At 38.5% G+C, this 24,994-nt stretch carries 23 protein-coding genes and 1 pseudogene; 22 read left to right on the top strand and 2 right to left on the bottom strand.

The genetic code is table 11. The annotated features are described in order from the left end of the window. Positions 1-137 precede the first annotated feature (137 nt). On the top strand, positions 138-980 hold the full coding sequence (locus AKG34_RS12390) for a YitT family protein (RefSeq protein ID WP_053346345.1): 843 nt from the start codon (positions 138-140) through the stop codon (positions 978-980). A 568-nt stretch (positions 981-1,548) separates the two neighbouring features. On the opposite strand, the gene AKG34_RS12385 is transcribed toward AKG34_RS12390, so the two are convergent. Beyond that, positions 1,549-2,418, bottom strand: a complete 870-nt coding sequence (locus tag AKG34_RS12385; protein WP_053346344.1) for a LysR family transcriptional regulator — start codon at positions 2,416-2,418, stop codon at positions 1,549-1,551. 148 nt (positions 2,419-2,566) lie between these two features. Between AKG34_RS12385 and hpaI the strand changes: the two genes are divergently transcribed. From hpaI to AKG34_RS29680, 13 genes and pseudogenes are all read left to right on the top strand, one after another. Beyond that, positions 2,567-3,493: a 2,4-dihydroxyhept-2-ene-1,7-dioic acid aldolase gene (gene hpaI / locus AKG34_RS12380; RefSeq protein ID WP_053346343.1), complete on the top strand. Its 927-nt coding sequence runs from the start codon at positions 2,567-2,569 to the stop codon at positions 3,491-3,493. A 66-nt stretch (positions 3,494-3,559) separates the two neighbouring features. Beyond that, the gene (hpaE, locus tag AKG34_RS12375; protein WP_053346342.1) at positions 3,560-5,077 is read left to right on the top strand and encodes a 5-carboxymethyl-2-hydroxymuconate semialdehyde dehydrogenase; all 1,518 of its coding nucleotides are present in this window, start codon (positions 3,560-3,562) and stop codon (positions 5,075-5,077) included. Positions 5,078-5,103: 26 nt separating this feature from the next. Continuing rightward, entirely contained in the window at positions 5,104-6,582 is a 1,479-nt protein-coding gene (gene hpaB / locus AKG34_RS12370) for a 4-hydroxyphenylacetate 3-monooxygenase, oxygenase component (protein ID WP_053346341.1), read from the top strand. Positions 6,583-6,598: 16 nt separating this feature from the next. Next, a complete protein-coding gene (gene hpaD, locus AKG34_RS12365; protein ID WP_053346340.1) occupies positions 6,599-7,582 on the top strand; it encodes a 3,4-dihydroxyphenylacetate 2,3-dioxygenase in 984 nt (327 codons plus the stop codon). 41 nt (positions 7,583-7,623) lie between these two features. Then, a complete protein-coding gene (locus tag AKG34_RS12360) occupies positions 7,624-8,097 on the top strand; it encodes a flavin reductase family protein (protein ID WP_053346339.1) in 474 nt (157 codons plus the stop codon). A gap of 25 nt (positions 8,098-8,122) precedes the next feature. Further along, positions 8,123-9,019 (top strand): FAD synthetase family protein, encoded by an 897-nt coding sequence (locus AKG34_RS12355; RefSeq protein WP_053346338.1) that lies wholly within the window; start codon positions 8,123-8,125, stop codon positions 9,017-9,019. Positions 9,020-9,088: 69 nt separating this feature from the next. Further along, on the top strand, positions 9,089-10,498 hold the full coding sequence (locus AKG34_RS12350; RefSeq protein ID WP_407946255.1) for an aldehyde dehydrogenase family protein: 1,410 nt from the start codon (positions 9,089-9,091) through the stop codon (positions 10,496-10,498). 49 nt (positions 10,499-10,547) lie between these two features. Then, positions 10,548-10,886 (top strand): DUF485 domain-containing protein, encoded by a 339-nt coding sequence (locus AKG34_RS12345; protein ID WP_053346336.1) that lies wholly within the window; start codon positions 10,548-10,550, stop codon positions 10,884-10,886. 4 nt (positions 10,887-10,890) lie between these two features. Beyond that, positions 10,891-12,441, top strand: a complete 1,551-nt coding sequence (locus tag AKG34_RS12340; protein WP_053346335.1) for a solute symporter family protein — start codon at positions 10,891-10,893, stop codon at positions 12,439-12,441. Between the two features lie 46 nt (positions 12,442-12,487). Next, a complete protein-coding gene (locus AKG34_RS12335; protein ID WP_053348093.1) occupies positions 12,488-13,216 on the top strand; it encodes a fumarylacetoacetate hydrolase family protein in 729 nt (242 codons plus the stop codon). Further along, positions 13,213-13,998, top strand: a complete 786-nt coding sequence (locus AKG34_RS12330) for a fumarylacetoacetate hydrolase family protein (protein WP_053346334.1) — start codon at positions 13,213-13,215, stop codon at positions 13,996-13,998. The genes AKG34_RS12335 and AKG34_RS12330 overlap by 4 nt, the downstream gene beginning before the upstream one ends. A 13-nt stretch (positions 13,999-14,011) precedes the next feature. Beyond that, positions 14,012-14,401, top strand: a complete 390-nt coding sequence (locus AKG34_RS12325) for a 5-carboxymethyl-2-hydroxymuconate Delta-isomerase (RefSeq protein WP_053346333.1) — start codon at positions 14,012-14,014, stop codon at positions 14,399-14,401. A gap of 126 nt (positions 14,402-14,527) precedes the next feature. Beyond that, positions 14,528-14,635 (top strand): annotated as a pseudogene (locus AKG34_RS29680) (DUF6526 family protein); the annotation flags it as partial. 497 nt (positions 14,636-15,132) lie between these two features. Here the strand turns inward: AKG34_RS29680 and AKG34_RS29675 are convergent. Continuing rightward, a complete protein-coding gene (locus AKG34_RS29675) occupies positions 15,133-15,291 on the bottom strand; it encodes a helix-turn-helix domain-containing protein (RefSeq protein ID WP_083450916.1) in 159 nt (52 codons plus the stop codon). A 488-nt stretch (positions 15,292-15,779) separates the two neighbouring features. Here AKG34_RS29675 and AKG34_RS12320 point away from each other — a divergent pair, with 488 nt between their 5' ends. The 8 genes from AKG34_RS12320 to AKG34_RS12285 all read left to right on the top strand — a co-directional run bounded on the left by AKG34_RS12320 (position 15,780) and on the right by AKG34_RS12285 (position 24,981). Further along, positions 15,780-16,454, top strand: a complete 675-nt coding sequence (locus AKG34_RS12320) for a C40 family peptidase (RefSeq protein WP_053346332.1) — start codon at positions 15,780-15,782, stop codon at positions 16,452-16,454. 763 nt (positions 16,455-17,217) lie between these two features. Next, positions 17,218-18,384 carry a MalY/PatB family protein gene (locus AKG34_RS12315; RefSeq protein ID WP_053346331.1) on the top strand — a complete coding sequence of 389 codons (1,167 nt, stop codon included), beginning with the start codon at positions 17,218-17,220 and terminating at the stop codon, positions 18,382-18,384. A gap of 291 nt (positions 18,385-18,675) precedes the next feature. Beyond that, positions 18,676-19,194: a mismatch-specific DNA-glycosylase gene (locus AKG34_RS12310; protein ID WP_053346330.1), complete on the top strand. Its 519-nt coding sequence runs from the start codon at positions 18,676-18,678 to the stop codon at positions 19,192-19,194. A 32-nt stretch (positions 19,195-19,226) separates the two neighbouring features. Next, complete coding sequence (locus tag AKG34_RS12305; RefSeq protein WP_053346329.1) at positions 19,227-19,967, top strand: AzlC family ABC transporter permease; 741 nt, start codon at positions 19,227-19,229, stop codon at positions 19,965-19,967. Next, positions 19,958-20,284 carry an AzlD domain-containing protein gene (locus AKG34_RS12300; RefSeq protein WP_053346328.1) on the top strand — a complete coding sequence of 109 codons (327 nt, stop codon included), beginning with the start codon at positions 19,958-19,960 and terminating at the stop codon, positions 20,282-20,284. The genes AKG34_RS12305 and AKG34_RS12300 overlap by 10 nt, the downstream gene beginning before the upstream one ends. Positions 20,285-20,618: 334 nt before the next feature. Next, a complete protein-coding gene (locus AKG34_RS12295) occupies positions 20,619-21,632 on the top strand; it encodes a glycoside hydrolase family 15 protein (protein ID WP_053346327.1) in 1,014 nt (337 codons plus the stop codon). A 242-nt stretch (positions 21,633-21,874) separates the two neighbouring features. Further along, positions 21,875-23,815 (top strand): 1,4-alpha-glucan branching protein GlgB, encoded by a 1,941-nt coding sequence (glgB, locus tag AKG34_RS12290; RefSeq protein WP_053346326.1) that lies wholly within the window; start codon positions 21,875-21,877, stop codon positions 23,813-23,815. After that, complete coding sequence (locus AKG34_RS12285; protein ID WP_053346325.1) at positions 23,815-24,981, top strand: glucose-1-phosphate adenylyltransferase; 1,167 nt, start codon at positions 23,815-23,817, stop codon at positions 24,979-24,981. Before glgB ends, AKG34_RS12285 begins: the two co-directional genes overlap by 1 nt. Positions 24,982-24,994: the final 13 nt, after the last annotated feature.

The following is a 24,994-nucleotide window of genomic DNA, read 5'->3' as shown; positions in this document are numbered from 1 at the left end:
GTTTCGTATTTTGCATTAAACGGTCATGATTATTGAAGGGTTTCTTCCTATAATTAGTAAACGCTTAATCGGATTTTATTGTATAATTCTGAATGAGAATAATCTAATTTACCAAACATTTGGAGAAGGGATACAATATGAGAAATAAAGGAAAATACCGGATTGTTATTGAGATATTGAGTATTATATTTGGTAGCTTATTAATTGCTATTGGTGCAAATACATTGTTACTTCCAGCTAATTTACTGTCTGGAGGTGTCATAGGGATTTGTATGATTTTGTACCACTTTTTTCATTGGTCAGTGGGAGTACAATATTTTATTTATAATATCCCACTATTAATTTTAGGATATATCCATTTAGGGAAAAAATTTATCCTTTATACAATTCTTGCTGTCATTTCTGACACCATATTCCTTCATTTTATCCCCATTCGTCTAATGTGGACGGATAATATTATTTTAGCTTCTATTTTCGGGGGGATAATTTCTTTTGCTGGCGGAGCAATCATGCTTCGTGTAGGAGGCTCAAATGGCGGATTAGATGTCCTTGGACGAATCATTGCTAAACACAAAAATTTGTCCATTGCAAAATTTGGTCTTATCGTTAATCTGATTATTGTTGCTATTTCAGCTGTGATTTTTGATGTTCAGGCAGCCATGTTTACCATTCTCTCGTTATATGTTGGAGCTAAAACATATGAATCCTTGCTTAATATGGCGGAAAGAAGTTCTGTAATTATTGTGACGGATAAGGGAGAAGAGATATCTGAAGCTCTCAATCAAGCGTTCCATCGCGGTGTTACATCTTGGGAAGCTTTAGGGGCATACTCACATAGTGAAAAACAAGTCATACTTTGTGTGATTGTGAATATTCAGTGGTCAGAATTATGTCAAACCGTACAACGAATAGATGATCACGCATTTATTTCAGCCATGCCAGCTCATAAAGTTATTGGTAATTTTAAAAACACATGGTAGAAAAAGGATATAAAGAAAAACCAGTTCTTACAAGCCTACTTGTACGTGCGTCATTGGTAAAATTATTAAAACGCATAATCAGGAAAAGACATTTGAAGTACGCAACTGGGCAGCGGACGAGTAGAAACCTACATACAGGAGAAGAAATATAAATTGCGGCTTCCAAAGTTCCTGTTTTTAAACCTGATAAGGAAATAAAAGAGACTGTTAAATAAAAGTAATAGTTGTGAAGTGTAAAAATACTCTGGGGATGATATTCTCCAGAGTATTTTTTGAAAAGGTAGGTTTTTACTGTCGTTAGGTAAAATCAATGAACGTAATAAAATGAACGTTCGAATTTGGATACATACGAATTAGCAATAAGGATGGTAACTCGAAGTCATTTAGAAAAAAGGGATACGATCGTGATATTTTTAAAAGTAGAAAAAACACGTTTCAAAAAATTAGCATCCACCCCCACAAAAGGTGTAGATGCTTTTTCTTTTTAATAGTTTGTTAGCAAGAAAGAAATATATCACTTTCTAATTTTTGGTAAAAACATCATCATTGTTAAACCCTAAATAGATTTTCATTGAAAGGTTTCGATAAATCGTAGGGCACTTTTAGAAAGGAAACGATCTTTAAGCCAGATAACCGCAGATTCCGATTCAATCGTACAGTCTTCAATTTCTAATGTTTTTAAACCGTTTATAGGAAATGAATTTAGGGTCGATTTTGGGAGCAGTGTAACTCCAACACCTGCCTTTACAAGAGACAAAAGCATCGCTGCATCGGGACATTCACATACAATATTCGGCTCAAACCCTTGATTTTTGCACTTATTGACGACAAGTTCATACAGGCCAACACCACTTACTCGATGTAATAACATTAATGGCATGTCTGCGAGTTCCTTCAATGGAATCGAGTTGCGTTCATCCTGTGTGTCAGTCGTTACAGCCACAAAGCTATCTATTGGTAACGGCATAGAAGAAAAGTCAGTAGTAGGATCTAATGGAAGCCGGACGATGGCCAACTCAATATCCCTTTTTCGTAAATGATCTGCCAAACGATAAGAATCTCCTTCGTATAGTCGAAAATTAACCATTGGATATTGCTTACGAAACGAACGAATTCTCTCCGGTATATAAGAAAAACATGATTTTACAGATCCAATGGATAACACACCTTTAATCCCTTCCCCTAATTCTTTTACTTCAATTCTCGTTTCGTCTAGTCTTTGTAAAAGCTCTTTTGCTCTATCGTATAAGACCTTTCCAGCTTCAGTTAACTCCATCGTTTTTCCGTTTCTATCCAACAAAATAACGCCAAGTTCCTGCTCAAGTGCTTTTAGTTGTTGACTCAGTGGCGGTTGCGCCATATGTAATTTTTTTGCTGCTCTGGTAATTTGTCTTTCTTCTGCGATTGTTGAAAAATATCGTAATTGTCGCACATCCATAAGATCGCTCCTTATCTATGTATATTTTTTTTGTATAGAAAACGAACTTTTTAAATATTTTTAATATTTCAATAACAATGATACATTATTCTTGTAAGCGATTCCATACCGAAAAATCAAAATTAAGGAAAAAAGGGGAGACACAAGAATGTCAAAGGTTCAAGAAGCACGTGAAAAGTTAAGAGGTTCGATTGCTCCAGTTATTACACCTTTTAAAGAAGACGAAAGTTTGGATCTGGTTACACTCAAAAACTTAATTAACTGGCAAATTGAAAGCGGTAGCCACGGTATTTCTGTAACAGGTACATCAGGTGAACCGAGTTCGCTCACAGTTGAAGAGCGGGAAATTGTGATGGAGACAGCAGTGAAAGCTATTGATGGCCGAGTACCTTTTGCCCCTGGAACGGGTTCTGTTAATCACAATGAAACACTTAGATTGACAAAATCAGCACAGGAAATGGGTGCTGATGCTGCAATGGTCATCGTTCCTTACTACAACAGACCTTCTCAGCATGCACTATACAAACACTTTAAGACAGTTGCCGACGCGGTAGATATTCCTATTATCATTTATAATATTCCGGGTCGTACAGGTGTCAACATGGAAGTTTCAACAATGGCTCGTCTAGTAGAGGACTGCCCGAATATTATTGGAGCAAAAGAAGCTAATAAAGATTTTGAACATGTTAATCGCGTTCTTTTAAACTGTGGAAGAGATTTCAAATTATTTTCAGGAATTGAATTATTGTGTTACCCGATGCTTACGATCGGCGGAAGCGGATCGATTAGTGCAACAGCGAACGTTGAGCCGGCAAAAGTGGCTGAACTTCATAATGCATGGGAGCAAGGCGATACGGAAAGAGCGCTTGATCTTCATTATGAATTGATGGTACTCAATGACGTATTGTTTAAAGACACAAACCCTGCACCTGCAAAAGCCGCACTTGGCATGATGGACAAAATTACACCAGTTCTTCGTAAGCCGATGGATTTGCCATCTGAAGCATTGCAAAACGAGATTCGTGATGTATTGAAACAATATTCCATTTTACAAGATGGCGTAGCAACGAAATAAGCTATATACTCCACACTCTTACTTTCTATTAAAAGAAGGGAGAGTACTAAAAAGGACGTGAAAAGAATGAATTCGCAAGCAACTGACAAACAGAAAGAAGCAGCACATACGCAAGTGGATGATGTAAAACTGTACATAAACGGGCAGTTTGTTGACAGCAAATCCGGCGCTTCTTTTGAAAATAAAAATCCATTTACGAATAAATCGATAAATCGTATTGCAGAAGGCCGCGAAGAAGAGATGAATGAAGCTGTCAAGGCCGCAAAACAAGCGTTTGAGCAAGGGCCATGGGGCAACATGAAAATGGAAGAGCGCATGAAATACATTCATCGAATTGCAGATATCATTGATGAGGAGATTGAAGATATCGCGTTTTTGGAATCTTTGGATACCGGCCTGCCGATTAGCCAAACGAGAAAACAATCCGCCCGTGCTGCTGAAAATTTCCATTTTTATGCGCGGATGGTTCAGACAAAATTACATGGTGAATCCTACCCAATGGATGATGAGTTCATTAATTACACGGTCCACGAGCCATTAGGTGTCGTTGGTTTGATCACTCCTTGGAATGCACCATTTATGCTAGAGACGTGGAAAGTGGCGCCTGCGTTGGCAACAGGAAATACAGTTATATTAAAACCAGCAGAACTTTCACCGTTAACAGCTAATAAACTGGCTGAAATAGTCCATAAAGCCGGAGTTCCAGCTGGTGTGTTCAACGTTGTCCATGGATTCGGTGAAACTGCTGGAGGTACCCTTGTTGCTCACCCTGATGTGAAAGCGATTTCTTTTACAGGTGAAACGACAACAGGGACAATAATCATCAAAAACTCTGCCGATACTTTAAAGAAAACGTCCATGGAGCTTGGGGGTAAGTCACCTTTAATTGTATTTGATGACGCAGACCTTGATCGTGCACTTGATGCAGCTATATGGGGAATCTTTTCTTTTAACGGAGAACGCTGCACATCTAACTCTCGAGTCTTTTTGCATAAAAACATAAAAGATCAATTTATTGAGAAGTTGAAAAAACGCGTGGCCAATATTAAAATAGGCGACCCAATGGATTCATCGACCGAACTTGGGCCTTTAATTGAAACAGAACACTTCAACAAAGTGAAGAAATATATTGAAATCGCGCAACAAGAAGGATGCGAAATCGTTCAGGGAGTTGTTCCAGAGGAACTGAAAGCAGGCAACTTTGTTCCACCGACGCTCTTGTTAAACGCGAAAAATGACATGAGGGTATGCCAGGAGGAAATCTTCGGACCGGTTATGGCTGTCATCGAATTTGAAACGGATGAAGAAGTGATTCAAATGGCAAACGATGTCCGTTATGGGCTGGCCGGATTTGTATGGACAAGTGATTTGAAGCGGGCCCATCGTGTTGCAAAGGCCGTTGAGGCAGGGATGCTTTGGATCAATGCACAAAACGTTCGCGACCTTCGGATTCCATTTGGCGGAACGAAAGACAGTGGCATAGGCAGAGAAGGTGGTCATTACGCAATTTTCGAATTTTATACAGAACCGAAAGTAATCCATGTGGCTATTGGCGATCATCATATTCCACAGTTTGGAAAATAAAACTTTCTGAAAAGGAGAGAAAAAGAATGCCAGCAAAAACGGGGAAACAATATATTGAGAGAGTCGATCAGGCACAGGCAAATGTGTGGATCAACGGCGAACAGGTAAAAGGGAAAGTTTCCGAGCATCCAGCTTTTAAAGGAGTTATGAAGACTCAGGCTGAGTTATATGATATGCAGCATGATCCAATGAAAAAGGATTACATGACATATGTATCGCCGACAACAGGTAACCGGATTGGTACATCCTTTATCCAACCAAAAACAAAGGAAGAACTGGTCATGCGCCGCAAAATGATGCAGGAGTGGGCTAAATACAATAACGGCATGATGGGACGATCTCCGGATTATATTAACGTCGGTATGATGGCGTACGGTGCGGCTGCTGAAATGTTCGGGAAACAAGATCCGATGTACGCCAAGAATATGGAAAATTACCTGGAATATTGCCGTGAAAATGATTTGTCATTAACACACACGTTAATTCAGCCACAAGTAAACAGAGGGGTCAATTCCGCTCAGCTTCCAGATCCGTATATTGCTGCACGGATTAAGGAAAAGACGTCGGAAGGAGTCGTCATTAAAGGGGCACGTCTATTAGCTACACAGGGCGGCATCACTGATGAAATTATGGTATTCCCTTCTACATTATTGAAACAGTCAGAGGAAGAAAACCCATATGCGTACGCATTTTCCATTCCGAATAACACACCAGGCTTAAAGTTTATTTGCCGAGAATCATTTGATTACGGAAAGTCTAATTTCGACCATCCACTCGGTTCTAGGTATGAAGAAATGGATACAATTGTTGTCTTTGATGACGTCGTGGTTCCATGGGATCGTGTTTTCTCACTTGGTGACGTCGCTGTCTGTAACGAAGCATACAACGCAAGTAACGCCGTTGTTCATATGACGCATCAAGTTGTATCGAAAAACGTAGCAAAAACAGAATTTATACTCGGTATTCTTCAGTTGATGGCAGAAACAATCAATATCGGGCAATACCAGCATATCCAGGAAAAAATCTCGGAAGTCATTATAGGGCTTGAAACAATGAAAGCCTATGTCACGGCATCAGAGGCTAATGCAAAGTTAGATAAATGGGGGACGATGACGCCTGACTTCGCGCCGCTAAACGTTGCGCGCCACTACTTCCCGAAACTTTACCCGCGCTTCACTGAAATTATGCAGTTGATGGGTGCAAGTGGCTTGATGGCGATTCCGAATGAAGCTGATTTTCACTCTGAAATTCGTCCGGATCTGGATAAGTATTTACAATCCGCTACGGGTAATGCTTACGACCGTGTTAAATTGTACCGCCTTGCCTGGGATGTATGCATGAGTTCATTTGGTTCGCGACAAACACTGTATGAGCGTTTCTTCTTCGGGGATCCGGTACGCATGGCCAGCATGCTTTACAACGGTTATGACAAACAAGTATATGTGGATCGCGTCAAAGAATTTTTAAGCCGTTCGGAAGAGCTCGTTAAAATAACTAATAATTAAAGGAGGATGAACAGTAATGGATTTTAACATTATCCGAATTGCTAGAACAGTTATTAATGTAAAGGACTTGGATCGCTCAAGAGATTTTTATGTCAATGCATTGGGGCTCATTGAAACGGAAAGCAATGATGAGTATATCTATTTAAGAGGGCTTGAAGAGCATACACATCACAGTTTGGTATTGAAAAAATCAGAGAAGCTGGGCGTTCACGCCCTTGGATACAAAGTAGAAAAAGAGGAAGACCTAGATCGCATAGCGGAATTATTCCAATCAAAAGGATTGAAGACGAAATGGCTGGAAGAAGGAACACAACATGCTCTTGGCCGCGCTCTTCATGTTCATGATACATCGGGGATGCCACTTGAGTTTTTTTGCAAAATGGACAAAGCCGAGCGCTTGATCCAGCGTTACGACTTATATAAAGGGGCCAGAATTCAGCGCATTGACCATGTGAACTGCGCGGTACCGGATGTAGAAAAGGCGTATGACTTCTTTATTAAAGAATTAGGTTTTGCCTGCTCTGAATACACGGCAACAGAAGATGACCGTATTTGGGCAGCCTGGCTGCATCGTAAACAAACCGTTCATGACCAGGCGTTTATGAACGGAGAGGGTCCTCGCCTTCATCACTTTGCCTACTGGCTTCCGGATCCATTAGCACTCATTCACTGCTGTGATGTCCTTGCTTCTCTTGGGTATGCGGAAAGCATTGAAAGAGGTCCAGCTCGTCACGGATTGTCGAACGCGTTCTTCCTGTACTTGAGAGATCCCGATGGATACCGCATTGAGCTATATAATGGAGACTACTTAACGAGTGATTCTGATTTTGAACCGGTACGTTGGGATTTGAATGATCCAAGACGCCAAACGTTCTGGGGAGCAAAAGCTCCGGATTGCTGGTTTAATGAAACATCACCGTTTTTGGACATTGAAACTGGAGAAGAAGTCCAGGCAACGGCACCGACGCTGGAACAGCTCAAGCCTGAATTCATTATTTAAAAAGTTTTTTAAAAAATTATGAAAAGAATGGAGGGGTACGTATGGATGATCGTACATTTCGAAATGCCATGGGTAAATTCGCGACAGGTGTTACGGTAATTACAACTGATCTGGATGGCGAAGCACACGGGATGACAGCGAATGCCTTTATGTCAGTATCGCTGAACCCACGACTGGTTTTAATCTCAATTGGGGAAAAAACAAAAATGCTGGACAAAATTAATGAATCCGGGAAGTTTGCCGTTAATATTTTGTCGGAGGAACAGCAGGAAGTATCCATGTTGTTCGCGGGACAAATTAAAGAAGAACGGGAAGCGGAATTTGATCGACTTAATGAAGTATCAGTCGTAAAAGACGCACTGGCGAATATCGTCTGCCGTGTTTATGGAAAACAGGTGGCCGGTGACCATACACTTTTTATTGGTGAAGTGGAAGACATTATTCTCCGTGAAGGTACTCCATTAACCTTTTTTGAAGGGAAATACGGAAAGATCGTCGAACGTCAAGTAACTTAAATTCAGAGAAAGGAGAGGGCAAACGATGGAAACGATTTATATTCAGCACCCGATCGCGGAATCAATCGCCACTGAAATGGAATCTTGTGTTCTGGCCCTTGGATTTTTCGATGGAGTTCATATTGGTCACCGAGGAATTCTTGAAACTGCAAAAAAAATGGCCAAGCAAAAACAATGTACATTTGGGGTCATGACGTTTTATCCGCATCCAAAAGATATTCTGTTTCCCGACCGGGAGCCAATGACTTATTTAACACCGCTGCCTGTAAAAGAAGAACGGTTTGAAAAGTTGGGCGTTGAAAAGTTATTTATCGTTGAATTTAATCCAGACTTTGCCCGTCTTTCACCTGAAGATTTTGTTGAACAATATATTACAGGACTTCGATGTAAACATGTGGTGGCCGGTTTTGATTACCACTATGGCTCTAAGGGATTGGGAAATATGGAAACGCTATCAAATCATAGATTAGGAAAGTTTGATGTTACAACTGTGCATAAAATTGAGCATGCGAGTGAAAAAATTAGTTCTACGGCAATTAGAGAGTTGCTGGCAGGTGGCCATGTAAAAGTAGTTCCCGATTATCTAGGTGAGTTTTATGAAGTTCATGGGGATGTAAAACAAAACTCTCTTTTCTATAAAAATCATCAATTTATTAAAGTGTCGATAGATAAAGAATATCGAGTACCTAAACTTGGTGTATATCATATTCAGGTTGAATTGGATGGTCATATATATGAAGGAACTTGTCACCAAATTTCAATACATGATCAACGATCCTCAATATTGCTTCAATTGAATGATTGTTTCGTAGATACCTCAATGAAACGGGTCAAAGTTAAATGGATTGACTATATATACGGAAAACAAAATGAAGCATTCGGCGTAAATGAATACACCCAAAAAGATGAACACGTCATTTAATTTCCCATAATGGCGCTTTGAGTAGAAAGGGGATGGAGTACTACTATAAGTACGAAAATTAAAAAAGATTTGTACATTGATGGAACCTGGAAAGAAGCATCGGTATATACAGATTTAACGTCACCTTTTTCTGTAGAGGTAATCGCACAGATTCCTTCAGCTAATGACAAAGAAGTTAATGAAGCCATTGAAGCAGCGATTCGCGCTAGAAAAGTTATGGAAAAGATGCCTGCCCATGAACGTGCTGCTATTCTTGAACGATTAGCAGCTTTATTAGAGCAAAATGCAGAAGAAGCGGCGAAAATTATTGCTTTGGAAGCAGCAAAACCGATTACTACTGCGCGGGATGAATTGAACCGGACTATTCAAACGTATAAATTTGCAGCGGAAGAAGCGAAACGTATTCATGGAGAGACTCTTCCGCTGGATGCAGCACCTGGCGGTGAAAACAGAGTGGCGTACACTGTGCGAGAACCGATTGGTGTAATCGGAGCCATCACACCGTTTAACTTTCCGATGAATTTAGATGCCCACAAAGTTGGACCAGCCATTGCGTCGGGAAATACGATCGTTTTAAAACCGGCTTCTCAAACTCCACTATCTTCTTACTTTTTAGCGGAATTACTTCAAGAAGCAGGATTGCCTGCTGGTGCTTTAAATGTAATTACGGGGAGCGGCAAAAAAGTAGGGGACAAGTTGGTGACAGATGACCGAATTGCAGCGATTACCTTTACAGGAAGTCCGGCTGTGGGAATCGGCATTCGAAACAAAGCGGGGTTAAAGCGTGTAACACTAGAACTTGGTTCTAATGCTGCATTAATTATTGACAAAGGCATCGATCTCAATAAAATAATTGACCGTTGCATTAAGGGAGCCTTCGCGTTCCAAGGTCAAGTTTGTATTTCTAACAAGCGCATATATATTCACGAAAGCTTATATGAACCATTTGTCCAGAATTTTGTTAAAGCCACAAGACAAATCCAAGTTGGTGATTCATTAGATTCAAAAACGGACGTTTCAGCGCTTATTTCAAAAGGAGATGTTCAACGGACTCTAAATTGGATTCACGAGGCGAAACAACAAGGAGCCGAAGTAGCAACAGGGGGAACAGTAGAAGGGAATATTCTACTGCCAACTGTTTTATTAAATGTAGAGTCTTCTCTGAAAGTCTCATGTCAGGAAGTATTTGCCCCAATTGTTGTAATCAATAAAGTTCAATCAGTAGAGGAAGCCATTGAAGAAGTAAATGACTCTAAATTTGGACTCCAGGCAGGGATTTATACCAATAATATTCATACGGCCCTGCATGCAGCTGAAAAACTTCATGTTGGAGGTGTGATGATTAACGATATTCCATCATTCCGTGTAGATAACATGCCTTATGGAGGGGTAAAAGAGAGTGGTGTTGGAAGAGAAGGAATTAAATACGCCATAGAAGAAATGACAGAACTGAAACTAGTTGTTTTTAATCGAAATTAAAGAATAAGTTTTCCTAATTCTAGTGAAAAGAAGAGGTGCAAAGCAAATAATGGAACTACATGAAAAAACGACGGCTAAATATCATTCATTGGATTATGAAAAAATTTGCGCCTCCTCCGAGTTTCAGGAACTACTGGCAGCAAAAAAGAAATTCATCATTTTTACAACAGTTTTCTTTCTCGGGTTCGCCTTGTTGCTTCCTGTTTTCGCTTTCTACTCGAATTGGCTGACAAAACCGTTCTACGGTTCCATTTCTTGGGCATGGCTTTTTGCCTTTGCTCAATTTGTGATGACATGGATCATATGTGGGCTTTATGTAAAAAAGGCTGCAGTGTTTGATGAGATGGCAGCACAGGTGTTGAGTCAAGCAAGAGAAGGGAGAAGTTGAATAAATGGATATTAAAGTAGTATCAATGTTTCTCTTAGTGGTACTTATTACTCTTCTGATCACTTTTTATGCATCCAGAAAAACGAATAATGCCAGTTCGTTTTATACTGCCGGCGGTGGTTTGAAAGGATGGCAAAATGGGTTTGCTATCGCGGGAGACTTTATGTCGGCTTCGTCTTTTTTGGGGTTGATCGGTGCGATAGCACTCGTTGGTTATGACGGATTTTTTCTCATGTACGGTGCGCTCATCTCGTATCTTGTCGTCTTGCTTCTCGTCGCCGAACCGCTTCGTAATTTAGGGAAATACACCCTCGCTGATATGATCGCAGAACGTTTTAATTCGAAAAAAATTCGCGGAGTGACTGCATTTAATGCGTTAACCATCTCTGTTTTTTATATGCTTGCTCAATTAGTTGCAGCAGGTGCTCTTTTTAAATTACTGCTTGATATTAACTATGAAGTATCGGTTATTCTAGTCGGACTAGTGATGCTGACATTTGTTATTTTTGGCGGGATGACGGCAACAAGCTGGGTACAGATTACAAAAGCATTTTTGCTCCTCGGTGGGACCTTTTTTATTTTTATTTTGGTCATGTCTAAGTTCGACTTCAATTTTATTCGCATTTTTGAAGAAATGAAAACAGCAACTCCATTGAGCGGTGCGTATCTCGATCCGGGTGCAAAATATACAAATGGACTTGATGCGATTTCATTGACACTTGGATTGATTCTTGGTACAGCAGGCTTACCACATGTGTTAAGCCGCTTTTTAACTGTTCCAGATGCAAAAGTCGCAAGAAAATCAGTTGTATATTCGATCTGGATTATCGGTTTATTTTATGTCATGGTGATTTTTCTCGGTTTTGCAGCAGCCCGGTTTGTCGGAGCAGATACAATTATGGCAGCAAATCCGGCCGGGAATATGGCAGCCCCTTTACTGGCCGAAATGCTAGGTGGCGACACATTATTTGCAATTATTTCAGCTGTTGCATTTGCGACAATTTTAGCTGTTGTAGCAGGTATTGTTGTGACAGGAGCGACCGCCTTTTCACATGATTTTTACAATGAGATATTAAAAGATGGTAAGGCTTCAGAAGCGCAACAAGTACGTATGGCTAGAATTGCATCGATCGGAATTACAATCATTTCGATTTTCATAGCACTGTTTGTTCAAAATATGAACGTAGCTTTTCTAGCTTCATTGGCGCTAACTGTAGCAGCCAGCTCCAATTTGCCGGTCATTTTATTTACGGTCTATTGGAAACGCTTTAATATCACGGGTGCGATTACTGGTATACTCGTAGGCTTAATTGGAACAATGGCGCTTGTAGCCGTGAGTCCGAATATTTGGAATCCAGTACCCGGTGCAGCTTTATTTGTGGGTGAGCCGTTATTTCCATTAACGTCACCGGGGATTTTGTCCATTCCGCTCGGTTTTCTAGGCGCATACTTAGGTACCATTTTATCCTCTAAAAAGGAGCATACAGGAAATTTCCAGGAAATATTGGTGAAGTCTAATACAGGAAGTGACGTAAAAGGCGTCAATCATCATTAATCGAAAAAGGGAGTGACTTACATTGGTAAATGTAAGAATTCGCACAATGCAGCGGCAATATGAAGTGTCTATCCAAGAAGGGGAAGTGATCACAACACCTTTAGATCCCCCCGTAACAGGAACTATATATGGAGCCCTTTTAAATTTTAAAGGGGCTCTTGAAGTACTTGGAGATGCGGTTCATAAAGCGCCTTATCAAGGAGCGCCAAAAGCGCCTGTCTTATACATTAAGCCAGCAAATACTTTAATAGGCCATAGGATGGCTATTCCTGTTCCAGATGATTCAGTAGAACTAGAAATGGGTGCGACGCTTGGTGTAGTTATTGGTAAAACAGCAACACGTGTGAAGGAAGAAGAAGCGCTGTCTTATGTTTCTGGCTATACGATTGTTAATGATGTAAGCGTCCCGCACGATAGTATATACAGACCTGCTATTAAACAAAAAGCACGTGATGGTTTTTGTCCGGTCGGTCCGTGGGTTATGCCGAAAGAAGCGATTAACAATCCGGATTCTTTACAAGTGAAGGTATTTATAAATGGTCAATTAAAACAGGAAAATAACACACATCATCTAATCCGTTCTGTTGCTCGATTAATTTCCGATGTAACAGATTTTATGACACTCCGCCAGGGAGACATTCTTCTGACGGGGGTACCTGAAAATGCACCGTTGGCAAAAGTAGGAGACGTTGTTCGAATTGAGATTGATAGAATTGGTTTTCTTGAAAATATACTCGTTCATGAAAAAGACTGGAATTGGGGTGGCCGTGCATGAAAAAAGCAAGAGTAGCCTATAGTGGTGCAATTTATGATGCTGTTGAAAAAGAAGGCATGCTTCAACTCCATGATGGACGTCTTGTGCAGGAGCAGGATGTTGTCTGGCTCTCGCCTGTGGAGCCGCGTACGGTATTCGCACTCGGTTTAAATTATGCGGATCATGCAAAAGAATTGGCGTTTAATGCACCGGAAGAACCACTTGTCTTTTTAAAGGGACCGAACACATTTATCGGTCACCGTGCAGAAACACGCCGCCCGTCTGATGCCGAATACATGCACTATGAATGTGAACTGGCTGTCGTAATCGGCCGTCCAGCTCGCAATGTAGCGAGAGAAAACGCCTATGAATATGTTTCAGGCTATACGATCGCCAATGATTATGCCATCCGTGACTATTTGGAGAATTATTACCGCCCTAATTTGAAAGTGAAAAATCGAGATACATGTACTCCAATTGGACCATGGCTTGTCGATACAGAGGACATTGAAGATCCAATGAACTTGAAGCTACGCACGTATGTAAACGGCAAGCTGACACAGGAAGGTACAACTCGCGACATGATTTTTGATATCCCAGCACTTATTGAATATTTAAGCAGCTTTATGACGTTAAATGAAGGAGACATTATTTTAACCGGCACACCGGAAGGGCTTGTTGATACTGCCATTGGCGATGAAGTTGTGACAGAAATTGAAGGAATCGGACGGCTTGTTAATACGATTGCTGGTGATAACATTTTTTTAAGAACGGATAACGAGAAAGCCGTTATTGATCGGTGAAAGGGATGAGAACATGCCACATGTTATTGTTGAATATACCGATAATATAAAGAAAGAAGCAGACATTCCGAATTTACTCAAAAAAGTAAATAGTGTTTTAATCAGCCGTAGCGATATTTTTCCGACTGGAGGGATTCGTTCAAGAGCTATTGAACTTCAGGATTATCGAGTAGCAGACGGTGCAGAAAATGATGCATTTGTTCATACTGTTTTGAAAATCGGATCGGGCCGGTCGGATGTGGATAAGAAGAAGATCTGTGATGAACTATTCGAGGCAATCAAGGGGCATTTTGCCAACCTGTTTGCTCGACGTTATCTAGCGTTGTCCATGGAGTTGATTGAGTTCAGTGAGGCCGGCACTTATAAGCACAACAATATCCATAAGCGTTTTAGAAATAGTTAGGGCAAATCCAAAAATTACTCGGATATTTAAATATTAAACCTCTTTTTGGAAATAACGTTCCTATCGAGGAGACAGACCGCAAGTTCAGATAAGTTGTAAAAGGAAACAAAGGTAAAAAATTCAAAACTAACAATGCAGCAATTTATTCCATTACGATTTGCAAGAGACCAAGAATTAGAAGCTTTGTGTGAAAGAGCGGAAAATGAGGGATTATCATTAAAAGAACTTAAATGAGCAGTGAATAAGCGGATCATCATCGAGTATAAAGGATAATTAAACAAAAGAAGGGATTCACTTTGAAGTGAAATCCCTTCTTTTGTTTAGATAATACCTCCTGAAAGTTTTTATGTAACTATATATCTTTGGTCTTATATTATTCTTTGAAATTATTAGCTTGAACATGAAGTTCTTTCTAAACACTGCAACAGAAAAAAATGGCTTTTTAATCGAATAGGACACTTTCGATTCTATACCTAATTCAGGCTTAACTATAATATCTTCACGTTGATAAAATCAATCGGATTTGATAGTTAAGTCCGATTCAAATCCGATTGCAAATCACTGTGAAATAAAATATTTTTTTGTTTCAGAATTTTGTGATTGAATCAGAATGTTAAGTTTGCTAAATTTCCCAAATGATTGAGTGTGAAAATTTTTTCTATCATCATCATTTAAGTTGGCATGAATTGGATATTTGTATATATCCTTATAATTTTCCTGTGCTTTTATGATTAGGTTTTTCCGATTTCGGTTGACTCTAATCTAGTTCTAGTGCGTTCAAATATCTTTACATACAGTTCTTCCTCTAAACTACTTATCGCAAGACTTATACCTGAAGAAGATACATAAAGTCGTTCAGCCGTATACGCAATTGAGCCAGTTTTTGCTATTTATAAGAATTACTTGAAACGCAAAGTATTTCACCCCTGTCAACTGATCTTAATTCAAATTGTTTTTTCAATTTTTTTAGGATCTGCCCTACTTATGTCCTACCATTATTAATTACTTAACGTATCTTTTTATATCTTAACTTTAAAAATGTATAAGATAAAATTATCATATTTGTAAGGTTTATTTTAATTTGAATTATATGGTAAAAAGAAACGTTTGCTCAAGGAAGCAAAGGCTATTTACGGGCCAGCGAGAGGCTTTTAGAATTTTGGTATTGTTGTTAGAGAAGGTAAAAAGCCAAATAGTTTGTTCAAAATCTGATGGCGTTCTCGACAGTAAGTATAATTTACTAATATATTACCAGATTTTATAGTTTATGTCATTTAAGCTCAAAATATGCATGATTTTGTAATGAAACTGTAAAAAAAAGTGTCGTGAATGAGTGATAGAATTAAAAAAAGTGATTCTCTGGGGGAAAATATTTAATATGAAAAAAATTATAGCTACATGTGTTGTGACCGGTTTGTTGCTATCCAATCCTTTAGTTAGTAATGCTGCATTAGGTGATCGTACGTTGAAAAGTGGAATGACGCATACCGAAGTTAAACAATTACAAGGGGTTCTGAAGAAAAAAGGATACTTCACTAGTAAAAACACGACTACATATTTTGGGACGGTTACGAAAAGTTCAGTAGTGAAATTTCAAAAAAGAAAAGGCCTAAAAGCAGATGGTATTGTCGGTGCGAATACCTATAAAGCTTTGGGGATAACCAAAAAAAACGCCCAACAAGCAAACAGTTATTCATCTGCTAAGCTGGTAAGTAACGCTAAAAAACATTTGAATGTCCCTTATGTATGGGGAGGGAGTTCGCCAAAAGGTTTTGATTGCAGTGGGTTTGTAAAATATGTTTTTAAAGAAAGTTCCAATGTGACTATGCCACGAACTGTTGGAGAAGTATACAAGAAGGGGAAAAAGGTTTCTTCCCCAAAAGCCGGGGATCTTGTGTTTTTTGAAACCTATAAATCAGGTGCCTCTCATATGGGGATATATATCGGTGGAAACCAATTCATTCATAGCTCCTCCTCAAAAGGTGTATCAATTACTTCGATGAATAATAGTTATTGGTCGGATAGATATATAGGAGCAAAAACATATAAATGATAGGGTTACTTTTCTGACATATAAATATAGAGTTTAAGGCCAGTTCTGTTAAAAAAGGACTGGCTTTTGCTTTTTTTAGTACAATAGGGTTATTATATAGACCACTTCATTAGGTTTATTGAAAAATTCATGAACTTCTTTTTCTGCTTTTTTTATTTTTAGGTTCGTGCCGGCTCCTCTTTTTTCGTAAACACCATCGTAACTTGTGAAAATGAGGTCTACTGGTAGTCAAAAGTCGTCGCCAGTCTGAATTGACCGTTTAGAAGCATAATGATTAGTGTTTGGAAGATAAAGGGTGTGGGAAGTCAGAAAGAGTAAAAAGTAAGTATGATGTGAAAATTATTAATGCAGTTATTTGAAGCAAATAATAATTCGAAGGGGCTCTGAAATGGGGACATCAAAAAAATAGGGATTTTGTTTATGATCTGTAGTATGTTTTTAAGTATCATCATTTATGTTGTTTAATCTAAGGCGTTATATATTTTTCGAGAAAAATAAAGTAGATATGGATGTTTTGGGCATTACAAACGCCTGGCTTTGTTATTAACGCTTACTTAACGGGCATGCCTGTTTTTTTAGTTTTATTCTTAAAGTTACTGCATTTTTTGATAAATTATTATTTGTTGGAGATTTATGGACGAGGCTGCTAAGTTATTAACTGACTTTATTTAAGAAAAGCCAAAGTCACACCTACTATGTGCTTCAATTTCCTATATAATATGGATTGATTATCAATAGGGAATGAAAGTTAGGAGAGAAAGTCATGCAACTAGAAAAATTAATTGATCGAAGAAAAACACATTCGGTTAAATGGTATATAGAAGATCAAGATATTATTCCATTATGTATTGCCGATATGGATTTTCAAGTTTCAGAAGAAATAGTAAATGCCATAAGTCAAAAGGCACTGCACGGAATTTACGGCTATAGTACGTTTTGTGAGCGTTATTATGATGCTGTTCAGTATTGGTGGATAACACAATATGATTGGGAGTTAAAACGAGAATGGATTTCTTTTAGCCCGGGAATCATTCCTGGAATTAATTTATTGTTAAAAGCATTAACACAACCGGGTGATGGGGTTATCGTACAAGACCCCGTATATTATCCGTTCTTTTCTACGATTGAAACACAAGGTTGTACCATTTTAAACAATTCCCTCATTTATTCGAATGGTGCCTATGAAATGAATTTTGAAGATTTTGAGGAAAAAGCATCACAGCCAAATACGAAAGTATTTATTTTGTGTAGCCCTCACAATCCAGTAGGTAGAGTGTGGACTTTTGAAGAATTGAGAAAAATAGGAGAAATTTGTGATAAACATGGTGTCTTTGTTATTTCGGATGAAATGCATGGAGATTTAACTTACTCAGGTTATAAACACATACCATTTGCAACGGTTCATCCAAACCATTTAAAATTTTCTATTACATGTGCCGCACCAAGTAAAACATTTAACATTGCGGGAATGCAAAGCTCTATTTTTATTATTCCGAATAAAGATGTTAAAGAAAAGTATGAGGCGCTTTTAACAGGATATGGATTAATGCGTCCAAATGCCTTTGCCGTGGAAGGAACGATTGCTGCCTACTATAATGGTTTACCTTGGCTCCAAGAAGTAAAGGGGTATTTGGAAGAGAATCTTCAATATGTTTGTTCCTTTCTAAAAGAATATATTCCTTCAATTAAAATTGTGAAACCAGAAGCAACCCATTTGATTTGGTTAGATTGTCGAGATCTAGGAATTCCACATGACAAATTGCATTCGTTCTTCTTAGAAAATGTAAGAGTTCGGCTCGATGAAGGTATGAAGTTTGGTAGCGGTGGCTATGGTTTTGAACGTATAAATATTGCATGTCCGCGTGAGGTTCTAACTGAAGCTTTACTTAGAATGAAAGCGGCAGTAAAAGGAAAAGAAGAATCCTGCTAACGATTTTAGCTAGCAGGTTTCTTCTTTATTTTACTCATGAATAAATCTACTACCTTTCCATTGTGTTAGGCATGGTGTTACTACAGACTTTACAGAAAGGAAAAGACCCTTCTGTAAAGTCTGGTGCGTGTCGATTCGGCATTATATGGCCCGAAAACCTTGGACTATATGGGTGGCGCCAACACTCCTAGTTACCTATTACATTTTCAGCAAAATAATGTCGGAAAAGGTAGGAAAATATTTTTCAGTTTTGTACAATAATATCTAAGAGAATGGAAAAGGGGTTATACAATGGAGGGCATATCCGATCATTTGAAGGAAAACCTAGATATTTTGTTTGTTGGCTTTAATCCAAGTATCCGTTCAGGGCAGACAGGTCATCATTATGCGAATCCCAACAATCGCTTTTGGAAAATTCTCTTCGAATCTGGTCTGACCCCTAGAAAATATCATCCAACTGAAGATTCTTCGTTACTAGATTTAGGCTATGGTTTTACAAATATCGTTTCTAGGCCTACAAGAGGTGCTGATGAAATCACAAAAGAAGAGTATGTAGAAGGAAGGAAACAATTAAAGAAAAAAATTGAAAAATACAAACCCTTACTAGTCTGTTTCGTTGGTAAGGGTGTCTATCAGGAATATCGGCAAATACGAAAAAATGCATGGGGACTCCAAAAAAATTCAGACGATATCGTGACGAAGGAATTTGTTGCTCCATCATCAAGCGGTTTAGTAAGAATGAGAATTGAAGAAATTATTGAAATATATAGTGAGTTGCCAGTACTTATCGACAATTTAAAATATAGTTAATGTTACATATTAAAACAAGGGTGGAGTTTTATGTGAGTCAGGATAGTGCGGAATGGAAAAGTAGTACTTTTTCCGAAGTTAAAGAAGGTGAAGGCTTTTGGCAGGGAGTTAGGGATTGTATACCGACATTATTGGGATACTTAAGCATTGGGTTTGCAGCAGGGGTAGTCGAAAAAACGTCAGGATTAAGCATGATTGAAGTGGCACTTATGTCTCTTTTACTATATGCAGGATCCGGCCAATTTATAGCGGCAGGTATGATTGCTGCAAGCCATCCGGTATCGGCCATTATTTTCACGATATTTTTTGTTAACAGTCGTCATCTTTTACTAAGTGCAGCATTGGCACCTTATTTCCGACATCAAACCTCGAGGCAAAACCTGATAACAGGAGCCTTATTAACTGATGAAACGTTTGGAGTGGCTGTCACCCAAGCGCAGAAAAAGAAAAAACTTGATTTTAAATGGATGTTAGGCCTGAATCTAGCAGCCTATTTAAACTGGTTTGTTGCAAACATGGCAGGGGGTTTTTTTGGCCAGTGGATTCCGAATCCAGAAAAATACGGGTTGGACTTTGCCCTGCCTGCTATGTTTATTGGTCTATTAGTTTTACAGATTCTAAGTAAAAAAAAGTTTTTCATAGATCTTGTAGTCGCTTTAAGTGCCATTTTAATTGTGGTTGCTATAAGTTTTATCTTCCCTGGAAGTACAGGCGTTATAGTTGCAACAATATTAGCTTCAGCGATAGGGATGGTGATTGAAAGATGGAAATAACAGGATATATCTTTCTTGTTATCTTAGGTACTTCAATTGTAACCTCCATCCCCAGAGTCGTTCCATTAATGCTGCTTAGCAAAATGGAGATTCCTGAGTGGGGAATCAATTGGTTAAAGCATGTACCAGTAGCCGTCATGGCTGCTTTGCTTGCACAAGAGCTTCTTTTATCAGAGCAGGTCTTTTCAATTAAGGAAAATGCACTGAATTTAGCTGCGGCTATACCGACGTTTATAGTTGCCATTTTTACTAGAAGTTTATTAGTAACTGTTCTAATAGGAGTACTATCTTTGATGGTAATGAGATTTTTCTTTTAAAATAGGCAAAATAAAGACTAAACATTATGGCGATAGGACAATATTACTAGTAGTGAGTAATCATTACTGGTTTTTTTGTGCTCATATATAAATAGCAAAAAATATAAAGTTTTTTTCTTATCAAATAGGCATATAACGCTTTTTAGAGAACATTGAAAGCTTGATTATCAAAAGAGACCTTTAGTACATAAACTAATCTAAATGAACTTCTAGAATGTAGTTTCTGATAACAGAATTGAAAGCGCTTATAATTTAAAATAAATGGCAAAACGTTTAGAAAATGGAAGGCTGTCAACAATGAGAATAAGCAAATAGCTTCGGAGGTGTATAACTAATGAATGTAAACGGTGCACTAGAGGTTCTTGATCGTATGCGTCTTTCCAATGGAGCGTATACAGCGAGTGTTTCCAATGATTATAATTATGTCTGGATCCGGGATGTCGTATATACAGTATTGCCTTTTTTAAATGATACATCCGATCGTTATGAGAAAGCGTACCATGCGTTATTTGAGTTATTTCGAACTTACGAATGGAAAATAGATATTCATACTGAACAGAAACCCCAGTATCTTTTTGAACATATCCATTCTAGATATTCTACTGATCTTAAAGAACTTCCGGAAGAGTGGGGGCATGCTCAAAATGATGCGATTGGTGCCTTTTTATGGGGAGTTGGTGAAGGGTACCGGTATGGTAAAAAGGTGTTAAGAGATGAGCATGATTTACGGATTGTTCAAAAGTTAGTTAACTACTTGGAATGCCTACAATATTGGCAGTCAGAAGATAATGGCATTTGGGAAGAAAATATAGAAATTCACGCTTCCAGTATCGGTGCCTGTGTAGCTGGTTTGAATTCCGTTAAAATGCTGGTCAACGTAAAAGAGGAATTAATTAAAAGGGGTGAGGAAACACTTCGTTTTTTGCTTCCAAGAGAAAGCTATACGAAAGAGACGGACTTAGCCCTTCTATCTTTAATTTATCCTTACCGGCTTGTCGATCGAGATACAGCCCTTAAAATATTGCAGAATGTTTCAGAACGTCTTGAAAGAACAAACGGCTGTATACGGTATGAAAGGGACCTTTATTATAATGAAGGTCAAGAAGCAGAGTGGTGTTTCGGACTTCCGTGGCTGGGATTATGCTATCATGAACTAGGTATGATGAACAAGGCAAAGGAATATATAGAGAAAACAAAAAATATAATACCAGAGAACTGGGAAGTTCCTGAATTATATATCGGAGGCAGTAATATACCTAACGGAAATACTCCTCTGGCATGGTCCGTTTCTTTATCTTATTTATTCTTAACAAAAACTAAAATGATACGTACTGAACAAGTAACATGAAGTTTTCGTACATGGCTACTTAGAGCTCTTCCTAAAATATGGGAAGGGCTTTAATTTTGTGCTTTATTTTACATAAAATGGTTATATTTTACGAAAAATGTTTTAAAATTTAAAAAAAGGACATTAATTACAATAACTTCACCTCCATTTGAAGGATTAATATAATTTCCATCGAATATATATAATATCTGGGGAAGGAAGGGAAAAATGTTATCGAGTTCATGTTGATGGAGGGGTAAAATTTGAATACAATTATCGACCAGCTACAAGAGATTTATCCAAGCGATTTTGATTTGTATTTATTTCATGAAGGCACACTTTATGAAAGTTATAAAATGCTTGGGGCACACTTTGTTACATCATCAGGTAAAACAGGAGTCAGATTTGCCGTTTGGGCACCCCATGCCAAGCAAGTTTCAGTAGTCGGTAATTTTAATAATTGGGATGGAAATGATCATGCTATGGAGCGGATTGAGCGTTCAGGTATCTGGGTGTTGTTTGTACCAGGATTACAAGAAGGAGAGCTATACAAATACGAAATACATACATCCGGAAATAAACGTATCCTAAAGGCCGATCCTTATGCTTTTTATTCGGAAATAAGGCCAAATACAGCCTCTGTCATTAAAAGGTTGGATAATTTTGAATGGCAAGATTCGAAATGGATAGCCGATAGGAAAAAAGAAAATATTTATCATAAACCTATGTCGATATATGAAGTTCATCCGGGAACATGGAAACAGACAGAGGACGGGGAATTTTATTCGTACCGTGAACTGGCTGATAGATTAGTTGACTATGTGATTGATAATAGTTTTACACACGTGGAAATCATGGCCATATTGGAACACCCATTCGATAAATCTTGGGGATACCAGGTTACTGGATATTATTCAGTAAATAGCCGTTATGGCTCACCAGAAGATTTCAAGTATTTTATAAACCGCTGCCATCAAAACGGCATTGGTGTAATTCTTGACTGGGTTCCCGCCCATTTTTGTAAAGATGCGCATGGTCTTGCCCGATTTGATGGAACACCTCTCTATGAACCAATTGATTATACTAGAGCTGATCGCCCAATATGGGGAACATACAATTTCGATTTTACTAAACCAGAGGTAATTAGTTTTCTCATATCAAATGTGTTGTTTTGGATGGACGTTTACCATATCGACGGGGTTCGTGTCGATGCGGTATCTTCTATGGTGTATTTAAATCATGATAACCCTTTGCCGGTAAAGTTAAAAAACCAAAATGGCGGTGAAGAAAACATTGAGGCAATACAATTTTTGCAAAAACTTAATGAAGTGGTTTTTAAGAAGTATCCAAACGCCTTAATGATGGCTGAAGAAGCAACAGACCGGCCACTTATAACTTCTCCTACCGATATAGGCGGTCTAGGTTTTAATTATAAGTGGAATATGGGATGGACTAACGATATTCTTCGATATATGAAACTTGATACGAGTGAAAGACCAAATCATCACAGCCTTTTGACCTTTTCATTTTTCTATGCTTTTTCAGAGAATTTCGTATTACCCTTTTCACATGATGAAGTAGTTCATGGCAAAAGGTCTTTATTGAATAAGATGCCAGGTGACTATTGGCAGAAATTTGCGAATTTGCGTTTACTCTTGGGTTATTTTATGACTCATCCTGGTAAGAAACTTCTCTTTATGGGTGGGGAATTTGGTCAGTTTATTGAGTGGAAAGATGAGGAGCAATTAGATTGGCTGCTATTGGAATATGAATCACACACAAAGCTAGCACATTACTTCCGTAGCCTCCAAGAATTATATAGAGAAACTTCCTGCCTATGGAGACTAGATCATGATCAGGAGGGTTTTGAATGGATAGATCCTAACAATAGTAGTCAGAGTATTCTTACCTTTATGAGAAAAGGTAAACGCAAAGGCGATTATTGTATTGTAGTCTGTAATTTTTCTGCTCAGACTCATAATCATTATAAAATCGGTGTACCATCTCAGGGGAAATATATAGAGGTCTTTAATAGTGATTCTGTAGCTTTCGGAGGGTCAGGTCAGGTTAATAAAGAACCCATAAATGTAAAAAAAGAGCCTTATCATAATCAACTATTCAGTATGGAAATAACAGTACCTCCATTAGGCGTATCGATTTACATGAAGCAAACCAAAAAAAGACGCGGGAGAGTGAACGATTAATGGGAGCGAAAAAGTGGATTGCAATGTTATTGGCAGGAGGGCAGGGTTCAAGATTAGGTGAATTAACTATTGGGCTGGCCAAACCAGCTGTTCCGTTCGGGGGGAAATATAGAATCATCGATTTTCCATTGAGTAACTGCACTCATTCTGGTATTGATACTGTTGGGGTACTGACCCAATATCAGCCTTTGATACTTAATGATTATGTGGGTAACGGTAAAGCTTGGGATTTAGATCTAGATGTTGGAGGGGTTTCTGTTCTTCCTCCATATCAAGGGAAAGAAGGCGGCGAGTGGTATAAAGGAACAGCCAATGCTGTTTATCAAAATATCCAATACATTGATAACTATGATCCGGAACACGTGTTGATCCTATCAGGTGACCATATTTATAAAATGGATTACAGCAAAATGCTTGATTATCATATCGAAAAAAATGCAGAGGCCACAATAGCTGTCATTCAAGTACCTTGGCAGGAAGCAAGCCGTTTTGGCATTATGAATACGAATGAAGCCGATAGGGTTACTCAATTCGATGAGAAACCAAAATATCCAAAGAGTAACCTGGCTTCTATGGGTGTTTACCTTTTCAATTGGAAGACCTTAAGGAAATACTTAATTAACGATGAAAAAGATGTGAATTCATCCAATGATTTCGGCAGCAACATTATTCCAAAGATGCTGGAAGATCGAAAAAAACTTTTTGCCTATCGTTTTAATGATTATTGGAAGGATGTTGGAACCGTTGAGAGCCTTTGGCAGGCACATATGGATTTATTGGAGGAAACACCAAATTTCCAGTTGGATGATCAGCAGTGGAAGATTTTTGCTCGAAATGCAAATCACCCTCCACAATATATATCATCAGAAGCAGAGGTCAGCCAATCGCTTATTAATGAGGGCTGCATGATACATGGAAACATTGATCACTCCGTTTTATCCTATAATGTACAGGTGGGATATGGATCAACGATTAAAGATTCAGTCATTATGCCTAATGTTACGATTGGTGAAAACGTTCATATAGAAAGAAGTATTATTGCCAGCAATTGTGTTATAGAAGATGGTGCTGTAGTAGGCAATTCAGCCGTTAATTCTGAAATTACCTTGATAGGCGAAAATCAGACCATTACAAATCCAAACAAAAAAAAGATTACTCTTAACTAGAAAAAGGGGACGA

The sequence above is a fragment of the Peribacillus butanolivorans genome (assembly GCF_001273755.1).
Classification (GTDB): domain Bacteria; phylum Bacillota; class Bacilli; order Bacillales; family DSM-1321; genus Peribacillus; species Peribacillus butanolivorans.
This window is presented reverse-complemented; position numbering and strand designations above follow the sequence as displayed.